The following is a 13,880-nucleotide window of genomic DNA, read 5'->3' as shown; positions in this document are numbered from 1 at the left end:
AATTTATGTCCTGGTAATATTGCTGACCTTAGGGCTAAGATTTTATCATCTCAATAAAGGTTACGACGTCTGAATCCTATGGAAATATCCTTATTTCTACTCTTATTCTTTGTAAAAGCCCGAAGTCTGGCTATATTAATTCTTCCCCAATATCCTCATATAATAGTAATAACAAGAATACAGGCTTGGAATGGCAACCCATGCAATAATTCCCCATTTTGCAAATTCTTCAGTATCAACCAACAATCCACCAATCAGGATAATTATCACTATTGGAAAAGTTAAGTACCCTACTATCCGATGAGCTATTTTCCATGTTTTTTCATCCCGAATTGTCCACGGCAACCTCAATCCCATATACCTGTTGTACGGAAGTTTGGGAGCAATGTTTCCTATACCAATCATAACAACAATAATAATTGTAAATTTCATAATACTTTGATTCTCTTTAATAAGCGGTAACTCCGATGACCAATTTATGATTCCAAAACAGAATGCTACTAATACCATTGAGAACACATTCATTCTTCTCATAGTCTTAACTTTAGGATTATCTATAGATAAATTTGCAATTTTAGGTGTATAAACATGGAATATAATCAAAAGAACAAATATGAAGATTCCTATCATATAAAGTATTATGTTGGTATTAGGTGCCATGAATCCACCTATCACGATAATTAATGACAAAATGCAAATTACTAATTCATATACACTATAATTTTTATTCATTATCTATCTTGCTCCTTTTTAAAAAATGTCATAAAATTACTGATGGACTCTTGCAGTACGGATAAATTTATTGAATATATTACATACAAACCTACCTTTTCAGAAGATACCAGCTCTGCTTCTCTCAGAATATCTAAATGCTTTGTTATTGCTGGTTTCGACATATTAAAATTTTCTGAAATTTCGCCTGCTGTCATATCTTTTTCACTAAGTAGTTTAAGAATTTCTCTTCTTGTCGAGTCTCCTAAGGCTTTAAATACGTTCACCACACCAGCCCTCCTTATTTAACTATTTAGTTAAATAGTATCATTGCATTAATATCTTGTCAACCATAAAATGTTAATATTATCACTTTCTAAATGTACTCAATTCATTTTGGCTAAGTACAAAATTAATTTATAAGCATAATAAAAACACCCTACCATTTCATATGATAGGGTGCTGTACTTTATATTTTTGTTATTCTTTATACAGTCTGAGTCAAGTCAAACCATTGAAAAGCGTTGAAATTTCAACTATTTCTTACTTATTCAACACTGCCTGTGCTGCTGCAGTTCAGTGGTGAGCAATGAATTTGGAAGTACATTAAAATTAACATTTTAAGTATGACTTTTTTAGTAGTCAATAAGCCGACCGTTATCATTCCATTGCCCATACATTTTATTATATTTTGTATTTTTAATAAATTTATCTAATTTATTATCAAACAACTCTTGATTATTCTTATAACTTTGTATTGAATCAATTCGGATCCTTTTGTAAAGTTCTGGGAAACTACAGAATTTTTCATAAACAATCTCCTCCTCTTTCAGCCTTTGCTCAATGGATTTATCTATTTGAAATGAATCATAGTTCATCTCAGGAAGTACTTTTCTACCTTCATCTGTCATTAGTCCTAATTTTTCAAGACGACGGACACGTTCTTTGTTTAATTCCGTCCATGAACTATTTTTACTTCTTGGGGATAGTCGCTGGGCTAATATTTTATCTGATATTTTCTTTTTGATTCCGTCAATCCATCCATAACACAAGGCTTCCTCTACTGCATCCAAATATAACAATGTACCAGTGGTAGGTTTTATACTAACCATAATCCAACAAGATTTTTCAATATTACAATTTTCTTGTAACCAGTTTCTTAAGTCTCCTCTTGTGCAAATTATAAGTAATTTCTCATTTTCATAAACCAAGTTTTGTTCTCCTTATAGGATTCTTTGCATCTGTAAAAATATATACATTGAATTTGAAGTAATATTCTTCGTTATCTACAATAAAAAAGTGGTAATAATCCATGTCCATGTTACCACTCTTTTATTATAGAAGTTTGTCAATCACCTAATCTACCTCTTAGAACAAATAGCTATGATTTACTCATAATTACACTGTCAAGAAACTTGTCTGCATCACTATTAAACTTCCATGTAATCCCAAACTTATCAACTAGCATCCCAAAGCAAGAAGACCATGGCATATTAGATAAAGGCATAATGACATAACCTTCCACTGATAAATTAGTAAAATACTTTTCCAGTAGTTGCTTGTCATCAATAATGATACTAATAAGCATATTATTACCTTTAATCACCTCGCCTGTCATCTGTTTCATAGACGGTAAGGTATCTGACATCATAATTTTTCCACTAGCGAATTCTAGCGAAGACTCCATAATCATATTCAATTCATCTTCTGGTAATGGGTAGTTTGGGTCTTGTGGAAAATCCTTAAACATTACTTTTTTAACATTATTTGATTCAAATGCCCTCGAATAAAAATCAATTGCTTGTGTAGCATTTCCATCAAAATTTAAATATGCTATAACTGACATGTTAAAACCTCCTTCTTGTTATATACACAATTATAAGATATAATAGGTGACACTATATATGTCACCTATTATATCTTATAATATTTTTTATATATTCTGAATATAATAACTCTTTTTATAAACATTTAGGAGAATAAGGTTGGAAGAAAATATTAATTATAGGGAGGATGCCACGCGTGATTCTTTCAACCTATTTATTTGTGGCAGTACCGCAAGACCGCTTGCGGTATGCAGTGGGTGTAAATATGGATAAAATTGAGAGATTGATTTCTATAGTTATGATATTACTTCAAAAAGATATTGTCTCGGCCAAGGTACTTTCAAATTTATTTAGCGTATCCAAGAGAACGATACTTCGTGATATGGAAACTCTAAGCTATACTAATATTCCGATATATTCAATTAATGGAGTTAATGGGGGTTACGGTATTATGGACGAATATAAACTAGATAAACGTCTTTTAAGTAGCAATGACTTACAGAATATATTAACTGCCTTAAGTGGCTTAGAACAAATATTGGTTAGCAACGAAGTAGAGACAACTATTAATAAAATTCAATCAATGGTCAATTCAAATTCTATAGAGAATACCATTCAATTGTCATTCTATGATTGGAGCGGTCGAGCAGAGATACTCCAAATTTGTTATAAGTGCCAAGAAGCAATAATGAATAACAAGTTGGTATCATTTTCTTATATAGATAAAAACGGTAGTGAAACAAACAGAATCGTAGAGCCATATCAACTTCATTTTAGCGAAATGAGTTGGTATTTGAAAGGTTATTGCTTAGATCGAATGAGCTATCGAACATTTAAATTATCCAGAACCGATAAACTTAGTATTGATAAAAAATCATTTATACCTAGAGATTATTTAGCATACCAAGAATCAGAAAAAAGGCATAGTGTACAAAATGTAACAGTTAAGGCATTGATTTCTCCAAGTATAAAGGATCACTTTATCGAGAGATATGGACGAATGAGTGTTGAGTACTATAGCCCTGAATCTTACTTAGCAACAATATGTGTTCCTGAAGACGATATTGGCTACCAATTTATAGCTGGATTTGGTACAAATCTAGAAATTATAGAGCCCAAGTCATATGCTGAGAATTTTCTGCACTTTTTATCTAAAATAGTTGAAAAGTACGATCTGCAATATAAAAAATAAACTATTTTTTATACACCCGTTTCTTAATATGCAGAAGTAGTTCAACCTTCAAGCAACTCAGGCTGCAGGAATAATGAAAAAGAGGACTTTCGTCCTCTTTTTCATTTATTAGGTTATATTATTATTTATTATTAAGAACTGCCTGTGCTGCTGCTAATCTAGCGATTGGCACACGGAATGGTGAGCAAGATACATAGTTAAGGCCAATATTGTGGCAGAATTCAACAGTTGATGGATCTCCACCGTGCTCTCCACAGATACCAAGCTTAATTTCTGGTCTTGTCTTACGTCCTTTTTCAGCTGCCATCTTAACAAGTTGACCAACACCTTCTTGATCAAGTCTTGCAAATGGATCTGATTCATAAATCTTATTGGTATAATATGCATCTAAGAATTTACCAGCATCATCACGAGAGAATCCAAATGTCATCTGAGTTAAATCGTTTGTACCAAATGAGAAGAATTCAGCTTCTTCTGCAATTTCGTCAGCAAGGATTGCAGCACGTGGGATTTCGATCATTGTACCAATATGGTATGAAATGTCAGATCCTTTTTCTGCTTTTACTTTCTCTGCTGTTTCAACAACAACATCCTTTACAAATTGTAATTCACGTTTTTCTCCAACAAGTGGGATCATGATTTCAGGAACGATATCAAATCCTTTTTCATTCTTTACTTCAATTGCTGCTTCCATAACGGCTCTTGTCTGCATTGCTGCAATTTCAGGATAAGTTACGGCAAGACGGCAACCTCTGTGTCCCATCATAGGGTTGAATTCATGTAATGAATCACAAGTAGCTTTTACTTCTTCTACAGTAAGACCCATATCTTTTGCAAGTGCAACGATATCAGCTTCTTCTGTTGGAACGAATTCATGTAGAGGTGGATCTAAGAAACGGATTGTAACTGGTCTTCCTTCCATAACTTCGTAGATACCTTTAAAGTCAGCCTTTTGGAAAGGAATTAATTCTTCAAGAGCTGCCTCTCTTGCTTCAACTGTCTTTGAAAGGATCATCTTTCTAATCTTTGGAATTCTATCTTCGTTAAAGAACATATGCTCTGTACGGCAAAGACCAATACCTTCCGCACCAAATTTTACTGCATTCGCAGCATCTTCTGGAGTATCTGCATTTGTTCTTACTTTTAATGTTCTGATTTCATCAGCCCAAGTCATAATTCTATCAAAGTTACCGCTAATAGATGCCTCTACTGTTGGCATATCTCCAAGATAGATTTTACCTGTTGAACCATCAAGTGAGATATAATCTCCTTCTTTGATAGTTTCACCACCAAGTGTAAACACTTTAGCTTCTTCGTTAATATTGATTTCACCGCATCCAGATACACAAGCAGTACCCATACCACGAGCAACTACGGCAGCGTGAGAAGTCATACCACCACGTACTGTTAAGATACCTTCAGCTGCATGCATACCTTCGATATCTTCTGGTGAGGTTTCAAGACGAACAAGGATGACTCTTTCGCCTTTTTCATGATTATTTTTAGCATCATTAGCTGTAAAGTATACTTTACCAGCTGCCGCTCCTGGAGAAGCTGGAAGCGCACTACCAATTGGTGTTGCTGCTTTAAGAGCTGCCTGATCAAATGCTGGGTGTAATAATTGATCTAATGATTTTGCATCAATTCTGGAAACTGCTGTTTCTTTTGAAATCTTTCCTTCATCTACTAAATCACAAGCGATTTGAAGAGCCGCTGGGCCTGTTCTCTTACCATTACGAGTTTGTAAGAAGTAAAGTTTTCCTTCTTGAATAGTGAATTCCATATCTTGCATATCAGCGTAGTGATTTTCAAGCTTAGTTGCGATTTCCATGAATTCTTTATAGCATTCTGGCATATCTTGTTCAAGTCTGGTGATAGGAAGTGGAGTTCTGATACCAGCAACAACATCTTCACCTTGAGCATTGATTAAATATTCACCATAGATTTTAGCTTCACCTGTAGATGGGTTACGAGTAAATGCAACACCAGTACCTGATGTTTCACCCATGTTACCAAATACCATTGCCTGAACGTTAACAGCTGTTCCCCAGTCTCCAGGGATATCGTTCATTCTTCTGTAGTAGATGGCACGAGGGTTGTCCCATGAACGGAATACTGCTGTAACTGCTTCAATTAATTGAACTTTTGGATCTTGTGGGAATTCATCTCCCATTTTTTCTTTATATATTGCTTTATATCTAGCAATTACTTCTTTTAAATCATCTGCTGTTAAGTCTGTATCAAATTTAGCGCCTTTTTCTTCTTTGATTTCATCTAAGATACCTTCGAAGAAAGTTTTGCTCATTTCCATAACAACATCAGAGAACATTTGGATAAATCTTCTATATGAGTCATATGCAAATCTTGGATTACCAGTTTTCTTAGCAAATCCTTCAACCGCGATATCATTAAGACCTAAGTTAAGGATTGTGTCCATCATACCAGGCATGGAAGCTCTAGCTCCTGAACGAACTGATACTAATAATGGATCTTCTGTGTCACCGAATTTCTTACCTTGGATTTTTTCTAATTCTGCAATTGCATCAAAGATTTGACCTTGAATTTCATCCGTGATTTTTTTTCCACTATTATAATAGTCTGTACAAGCCTCAGTTGTAACAGTAAAACCTTGAGGGATTGGAAGTCCTAAGTTAGTCATTTCTGCTAAGTTAGCACCTTTTCCGCCAAGAAGGTTTTTCATATCAGCTTTTCCTTCTTTAAACAAATATACCCATTTTGCCATTTTGAATCATTACCTCCTAAGAATTTGAATTTATTTCATTATTATAGAACTTCCTAATAATTCTATATAATTGATATAATAATGCTATCATGCCCACAATTAATTGATATTACTACTTGTCCGCATGAATAGTCACCAATAAACATTATAGCATAACCTTTCCAATTAAGGAAACATTTTTTTAATATTTGTTGGTTTTTTTCATATACATTAACTCTATTTACATTTTGTGTAAACTATTTATGGCAGTTCAGCCATAAGCTCGATTTCCCTTTGCTACATGGCTGAACTTTAATTAAAATTCAAATTTTTTCTCAAAATATCCTTTTAAATCAGTGATTTTAATACGCTCCTGTTCCATTGTATCTCTGTCACGGACAGTTACAGCACCATCTGTTTCAGATTCAAAATCATATGTGATACAGAAAGGTGTACCAATTTCATCCTGTCTTCTGTAACGTTTTCCAATGTTACCTCTGTCATCATATTCACAGTTATATAATTTACTTAAATCAGTAAAGATTTTTTCAGCACCTTCTGCTAATTTTTTAGATAAAGGAAGTACTCCAATCTTAACTGGCGCTAATGCTGGATGGAAACGAAGTACAGTACGAATATCTCCTTCACCAATTTCTTCTTCATCATATGCTCCACAAAGGAATGCTAATGTAACACGATCTGCTCCAAGAGATGGCTCAATAACATATGGTATATATCTTTCTTTCTTTTCATCATCAAAATAACTCATATCTTCTTTAGATACATTCTGATGCTGAGTTAAGTCATAGTCTGTTCTATCTGCAATTCCCCATAATTCGCCCCAACCAAATGGGAATAAGAATTCAATATCAGTAGTTGCTTTACTATAAAACGATAATTCTGCAGCGTCATGGTCACGCACTCTCATCTCTTCTTCTTTCATACCGAGTCTCTTTAACCAGTCAATACAGAACTGTTTCCAATAAGCAAACCATTCAAGATCTGTATCTGGTTCACAGAAAAATTCAAGTTCCATTTGTTCAAATTCTCTTGTACGGAAAGTGAAGTTACCAGGAGTGATTTCATTGCGGAAAGATTTACCAATCTGACCGATACCAAATGGGATCTTCTTTCTTGATGTTCTTTGAACATTTTTAAAATTAACAAAAATACCTTGTGCAGTCTCAGGTCTTAAATAAACTGTATTTTTAGCATCTTCTGTAACTCCCTGGAATGTCTTAAACATAAGATTGAATTGACGAATATCCGTAAAATTATGTTTTCCACAAGTAGGGCACTCAATATTCTTTTCTTCGATATATTTTGCCATATCTTCATGTGACCATGCATCTACAGAACCTTCCACTGTAATATTGTTCTCAGCCATATAATCTTCTATGATCTTATCGGCACGAAACCTTTCATGACATTCTTTACAATCCATAAGAGGATCAGAAAAGCTTCCAAGATGACCAGAAGCTACCCAGGTCTGTGGATTCATAAGAATTGCACAGTCAACACCTACATTGTAAGGATTTTCCTGTATAAATTTTGACCACCATGCTTTTTTAACATTATTTTTTAATTCCACTCCCAGATTTCCATAATCCCAGGTATTTGCAAGACCTCCATAGATTTCGGAACCTGGGTATACAAATCCTCTTGCTTTTGCAAGTGCAACAATTTTATCCATTGATTTTTCCATGTTTCTTTCCTCACATTATCTTATATATTTTTGTTAATATGACTCAAAGTGATATGCATGCATATCCATTTGAGCCTCAAATCAAGATTGAAAGGTACTTTCAGCCTTAACTATATTCTATGGTTTTATTACTACAACAGAGATTCCTTCTGTAGATTGTACAGCCTTATCATTCAGAAGAACAGAATTAGCATAATATTTTACTTTTCCTTCTACTCTTATATCTAAAGGCTCACTAAGTATGATCACCCTGCACTTTTCATCTATTAACGCTTCTTCTTTTGATACCTTTGTACCGTCTTTCGCACTAACAAATTCATCGGGAATATTTTCATGGTCCATAGCCTCTCTGGTTGTTATGTATTCTGCTCCTACATTATTAAATAGAGCATAATTTTCAATATTGGAAAAGTTTAAAATCACTCTGGCTATATTATCTTTAATTTCAAAAAATTTCATACTAACTGCATCTTTTGTCTTTGTCTGATTATATTCGCTTATCTCTTCATCTACAAAGTTCTTAAATTCTTCCTCACTATAATAAGATTTATCAAAATCTCCTACCATGGCAGATTGAATTCCACCATTCCCTTTTATAAGCACGGTGTTCACTTTAATATCATCTGCAGCTAAATTCTCATTCCCATTACAACTAGTAAGTATGAACAATGATATCATTAAGAGTATGTACAAGACATATCTTTTCATAAGATGCCCTCCAGTTTTCTTGGTTTCCAGTTTCTTATTATTGTAACATAAACCTAATTATTTTCAACAACGAAATTTAAGCATCTCTAAAGATTTGAACTCTTTGTCAACATAAACTTTTTTAAATTGTTTTAAACACAAACGTAATTCATTCAATACTTCATCCGTAACCATAAAAGTATATAACTTTTCTATGGAAGAAGTAATGATATATTGCATCGTATAAATAGTTGAACCGCTTACCTTAATATAATCACTATATTTTCTCACACAATCAGAACACAAAAGACCTCCGTTCGCTGCCCTAAAATGATAATAACTCGCTGTATTTTTACATTGAACACATTCAAAAACTTGAGGTGTCTCTCCACTTAAGGAAAGTATTTTTAGCTCATATATGTATCGTATTAATTCGAACGAAATTGATTTCTTAACTAACGCCCGCAGTGTCTGATACAATAATTTTAAAATATCAGTTTCATTGGTATTTTCCGTTGTGAGATATTCAGCCATCTCAAGGAAATAGAATCCAAAACTGACAGCTTCAAGATCCTCTCGCAGCTCTATAAAGAAATTAGAAATATCTGCTGAAATAAGATTATAAGCAGTCCTGCCTTCATATAAAGTATATTCGCCAAAGGAAAAGGGCTGGGTACATGCAAGTAAGGCGCTATTTTGTTTTCTAGCGCCTTTTGCAAATGCAGTAATTTTGCCCCGTTCTCTTGTTAAAATAACTAGCCTTTTATCATAATCTCCAACTGGCATAGTCGTTAGAACCAAACCAGTCACCTTCACTTGTGTTACCACTTTGCCCGCCTTCTTCTACATATGTAGCATGACCCTCTTCCTTAGTACATGCTACAAAATTAAGATAATCACTGATACTTCCTGTCTTCTCAAATTGTTTCCACATATTTTCTTGTTTCATCTGATAAGCCCCCTTAAAAGTATTTTGTACTTTTAGGATGTCCAAATGACAGATTCATATACTGATAAGAATATCCTATTTATTTTTTTCATCCTATCCTTGACAAAATAATTTTTAAGGTTCTTTAAAGAAAGATTAATCCATTTCATTTTTATTAAATCCATAATTTCTTAAGAAAAAGTCACTATCTCTCCAATCTTTTTTTACCTTTACCCACAACTGAAGATTTACATGTAAATCTAATAGATTTTCAATTTCTTTTCTCGCATTGCTGCCGATCTTTTTTAACATGGCACCTTGTTTTCCAATAATAATTCCTTTATGAGAGTCTCTTTCGCATATAATAGTAGCATCAATATCCATCATTTTACCATGATTTCTTTCCTTCATACTTTCAATAGATACCGCGATGCCATGAGGAATCTCATCATTTAATAAACGTAAGGCCTTCTCTCTTATCAGTTCCGATACAATTTGACGTTCTGGCTGATCTGTAATGGTATCTTCATCAAAAAACATAGGACCGGCTGGCAAATATTTAAATATTTCTCCAATCAGATTTTCCTTGTTCTCACCTTTTGCCGCAGATACTGGTATGATTGCAGTAAAATCATGAACATCTTTATATGCATTGATGAAATTTAAAATCTCTTCTTTTTTTACGGTATCTATTTTATTAATGACTAATATGACAGGGGTTTTAACTTTCGTTAATTGCTCTGCGATATGCTTTTCTCCTGCTCCAATAAAAGTGCTTGGCTCTACTAACCAAAGAACCACATCTACTTCATTCAACGTTCTCTCAGCCACATTTACCATATATTCTCCAAGTTTATTCTTTGCTTTATGAATACCAGGTGTATCTAAGAATATAATCTGCCCTTCTTCGCTGGTATAAACTGTCTGGATTCTATTCCTTGTGGTTTGTGGTTTGTTAGAGGTAATTGCTATCTTTTGGCCGATAATCTGATTCATAAGTGTTGATTTTCCTACATTCGGTCGGCCAATTAAGGTAACAAAACCTGATTTGTATTCTTTCTTCATATATCTCCTTTATTTTAATATATTACATTAAATTCTTAACTTCCATAAAGAGATCTTTATTCTCTTCTATTTTTTGTTCATTTCCTATAACACAGATATTACCTGCATCAATAATAGATTTCACGATTCCCGATAAAGCACGGATACTTTCAACATCAGCACTTAAAATCTGATCCCGTTCTTTTTGCAGCTGAGTTTCTGTAATTCCTGAAAGATAAGCAGAAAGCGAAACAGTTCCTTTCGCTGAAGGGGTCAGTGGAGTATCTATACCACTAATTGTACCAATAATATATTTGGTCATATCTCTTTCATCTGCATTAAAGTTCTTCACATATTGTTCTGTTTTTGCATAAATATCATTTGTCTCTCGAAGGTTTGGATCACGATAAGATACAAAATATCCATTCCCTGTATATCCAAAACCGCTCATACATCCATAAGCTCCACCTTTTACTCTGAGGTTGATCCATAGATAATCATAGTTTAAGATAACTCTTAATACTTTTAATGCGCCTGTATACTCATATCCTGCCCGGATAAAGTTCCCGCTTCTTGCCACATATTGAACCTGGCTTGAAGTTTTAAATCCTTCATTCAGCATTTTAGGTCTGATTTCATTTATATATTTCTCTACTGGCTGTGTGCTCAGCTGTTCTGCAAATGGTGTGATCTGATTCACCAATGCCTCATATCCTTCTTCATCAGCAGTATAACTAATAAGAAGATTCTCTTTTCTAAAGATACAAGTCACTAATTCTTCAAGATTTTGAATTACCTCTGTCTTCTTAGCTTCAAAATTAATGATTAAATCGTCAATAAAACGATAAAAACTGATTCCACTGGTAAGTTCATCAAAATAAGCACTTGGTGAATAATAGGACGTGGATCTGCTGGCTGCAATCAGATGTCCTGATGAATTCATCTTCATCTGTAACCTTGAGCGCACTTCTGACAGAATTTCAAGCAGGCGCTTCTCATCTTTTAGATTTGTTTCATGAATCATTTCATTTATTAATTCAAATGTTGAAGGTAATTCCTCATACAAAGCTTTTGCTTTTATTTCAAACATTCCGGTAAATTCACCTAATTTACCATATTGGCTATACGTACTTACAGTTGAATGAATACCTCCGGTATGAATATTCACTTCATTAGAAAAATCCAGAAAACTGTGTTTATTCGTATCCACATAACCAAGCATAGTAGATAGAAGTCCAAGATAAGAAAATTTATCCTGAGGAATATTTTTTACATTAAATAATAATTTAATATAGCCTATCCCGTTGGTAAATACATTATGATGCAGAACCTTGATACCAGCTTCTTCTTTTTCCTCATTATAAATTGGTCTGGCTTTCTTTTCAATATCTTCACGGTTTAATAAAGGAATTTTCTCAATATCCTCTTTGCTTGAAGGTTCTTCCTGATATTTCTTAAGGTTCTTCGTGTCTTCAATCAGTGCAAGTAATTCTTCTTTAGATAGACTTGCTTTGTAATCTGATAATTTCTTTTTCACATCTTCTTCTTTTCTCGTAGTAAGGCCTGGTTTTGGCTTGACTACGACTAAAGAAGCATGAGGATTCTCTAAAATATATTCTTTGATCAAATCTTCAAAATATCTGGTTCCTACTTGATTCTTCAGGAAAGCAAAGGTTTCATTGGCTCTGATATGAATAAATGGTTTCCCATCATCATACAGCCAGCTGTCAAGTATCTGAATTCCATACATAAGACCTTTTGGATATGCTCCGAAATCTGCTTCTCTATATTTAAATTCAAAATAATTGATTGCTGCTTTTAATCCTTTAGGATCAATCCCTTTTGAAATAATTTCATCTAATGTAGCTTTAATTACCTGTAAGAATCTTTCCTTTTTATCTTCATCCGTATTTTTTGCAATAATCGCAAGACATGGCTGTAATATTCCATTATCAAAGCTGCTTATAATATCCTGCCCTATTCCGGCATCAAGCAAGGCTTGCTTTAATGGTGCTCCCGGAGCATCCAGAAGTACATAATCAAGAACCTGGAATGCCAGATATAGTTCTCTCTCTAAACTTGTTCCCATGGAAACATTATAACTTAAATATGTTTTTTCTTCGCCAGATTCACCTTCTGCTATGGAATAATATTCTGTAACTTCATTTACCTTTACAAATGGAGGCTGTTTATGAATCGCAGAATCAATCGTAATCTTATCAAAATTCATAAGATACTCTTTATCAATCCAATTTAACTTTTCTTCAATATCAACATCTCCATATAAGTATATATAACTATTGGTTGGATGATAATATTTTCTGTGGAAATCAAGATAATCCTCATAAGTTAAGTCTGGGATAAAGTCAGGATTGCCTCCTGATTCTGTTCCATATGCAGTATCCGGGTATAAAGAGTGTTGAATCAATCGGTAAAGTAATTGTTCCGGAGAAGAAAAAGCACCTTTCATCTCATTGTAAACAACACCATTATATTTAATTTCACCATCTAAATCTTCTAATTCATAATGCCAGCCTTCCTGCTTAAAGATTTCTTCTCTTTTATAAATATTAGGGTAAAAAACCGCATCTAAATAAACTTCCATAAGGTTCTTGAAATCTTTCTCGTTATAGCTTGCTACCGGGTAAATTGTCTTATCCGGATAAGTCATTGCATTTAAAAATGTATTTAGTGAGCCCTTCACTAGTTCTACGAAAGGATCTTTTGCTGGAAATTTCTTAGATCCACAAAGAACAGAATGTTCAATAATATGAGCTACACCAGTAGAATCTGCCGGTGGTGTGCGAAAACCAATGGAGAATACTTTGTTATCATCATCATTAGATAGTACGATTACTCTCGCACCTGTTTTCTTATGATTAAAAACAAGACCCAGACTCTTTAATTCTTCTAAATTCTCTTCCATAACCAGCTCATATGCCGGTATATCTGTCAATTCTTTACTGCTATTTATATTCTTAGACACGATACAAAACCTCCTATTATTCAAATTGTTTACTAATATCCTATTTTCCCCTTTTTCAGGTTATCTATGTACATTAGTG

Annotated in this window: 12 protein-coding genes; 1 reads left to right on the top strand and 11 read right to left on the bottom strand. The window is 33.7% G+C overall.

Annotation, left to right across the window (positions count from 1 at the left end):
* Positions 1-135 precede the first annotated feature (135 nt).
* The 4 genes from EDD66_RS13110 to EDD66_RS13095 form a co-directional block, all read right to left on the bottom strand.
* A complete protein-coding gene (locus EDD66_RS13110; protein WP_123610045.1) occupies positions 136-732 on the bottom strand; it encodes an SdpI family protein in 597 nt (198 codons plus the stop codon).
* Complete coding sequence (locus EDD66_RS13105; RefSeq protein ID WP_330511201.1) at positions 732-998, bottom strand: autorepressor SdpR family transcription factor; 267 nt, start codon at positions 996-998, stop codon at positions 732-734. Before EDD66_RS13105 ends, EDD66_RS13110 begins: the two co-directional genes overlap by 1 nt.
* 348 nt (positions 999-1,346) lie before the next feature.
* A complete protein-coding gene (locus tag EDD66_RS13100) occupies positions 1,347-1,922 on the bottom strand; it encodes a YdeI/OmpD-associated family protein (RefSeq protein ID WP_243115360.1) in 576 nt (191 codons plus the stop codon).
* A 170-nt stretch (positions 1,923-2,092) separates the two neighbouring features.
* Positions 2,093-2,557: a VOC family protein gene (locus tag EDD66_RS13095; RefSeq protein WP_123610043.1), complete on the bottom strand. Its 465-nt coding sequence runs from the start codon at positions 2,555-2,557 to the stop codon at positions 2,093-2,095.
* A 176-nt stretch (positions 2,558-2,733) separates the two neighbouring features.
* On the opposite strand from EDD66_RS13095, the gene EDD66_RS13090 reads away from it, so the two are divergent.
* Positions 2,734-3,729 carry a helix-turn-helix transcriptional regulator gene (locus EDD66_RS13090; protein WP_207667790.1) on the top strand — a complete coding sequence of 332 codons (996 nt, stop codon included), beginning with the start codon at positions 2,734-2,736 and terminating at the stop codon, positions 3,727-3,729.
* Positions 3,730-3,850: 121 nt separating this feature from the next.
* Here the strand turns inward: EDD66_RS13090 and ppdK are convergent, their stop codons facing one another.
* The 7 genes from ppdK to EDD66_RS13055 form a co-directional block, all read right to left on the bottom strand.
* Positions 3,851-6,472: a pyruvate, phosphate dikinase gene (ppdK, locus tag EDD66_RS13085; protein ID WP_123610042.1), complete on the bottom strand. Its 2,622-nt coding sequence runs from the start codon at positions 6,470-6,472 to the stop codon at positions 3,851-3,853.
* 295 nt (positions 6,473-6,767) lie between these two features.
* Positions 6,768-8,156 carry a glycine--tRNA ligase gene (locus EDD66_RS13080; protein WP_123610041.1) on the bottom strand — a complete coding sequence of 463 codons (1,389 nt, stop codon included), beginning with the start codon at positions 8,154-8,156 and terminating at the stop codon, positions 6,768-6,770.
* A 117-nt stretch (positions 8,157-8,273) separates the two neighbouring features.
* Positions 8,274-8,864, bottom strand: a complete 591-nt coding sequence (locus tag EDD66_RS13075) for a hypothetical protein (RefSeq protein ID WP_123610040.1) — start codon at positions 8,862-8,864, stop codon at positions 8,274-8,276.
* A 63-nt stretch (positions 8,865-8,927) separates the two neighbouring features.
* Positions 8,928-9,629 (bottom strand): DNA repair protein RecO, encoded by a 702-nt coding sequence (gene recO, locus EDD66_RS13070; RefSeq protein WP_408632113.1) that lies wholly within the window; start codon positions 9,627-9,629, stop codon positions 8,928-8,930.
* Positions 9,610-9,792: a hypothetical protein gene (locus EDD66_RS13065; protein WP_123610038.1), complete on the bottom strand. Its 183-nt coding sequence runs from the start codon at positions 9,790-9,792 to the stop codon at positions 9,610-9,612. The genes recO and EDD66_RS13065 overlap by 20 nt, the downstream gene beginning before the upstream one ends.
* Before the next feature lie 135 nt (positions 9,793-9,927).
* Positions 9,928-10,836, bottom strand: a complete 909-nt coding sequence (gene era, locus EDD66_RS13060; protein WP_123610037.1) for a GTPase Era — start codon at positions 10,834-10,836, stop codon at positions 9,928-9,930.
* A 22-nt stretch (positions 10,837-10,858) separates the two neighbouring features.
* On the bottom strand, positions 10,859-13,741 hold the full coding sequence (locus EDD66_RS13055; RefSeq protein WP_123610151.1) for an insulinase family protein: 2,883 nt from the start codon (positions 13,739-13,741) through the stop codon (positions 10,859-10,861).
* Positions 13,742-13,880: the final 139 nt, after the last annotated feature.

It is taken from the genome of Mobilisporobacter senegalensis, assembly GCF_003752155.1.
Lineage (GTDB): Bacteria > Bacillota > Clostridia > Lachnospirales > Lachnospiraceae > Mobilisporobacter > Mobilisporobacter senegalensis.
This window is presented reverse-complemented; position numbering and strand designations above follow the sequence as displayed.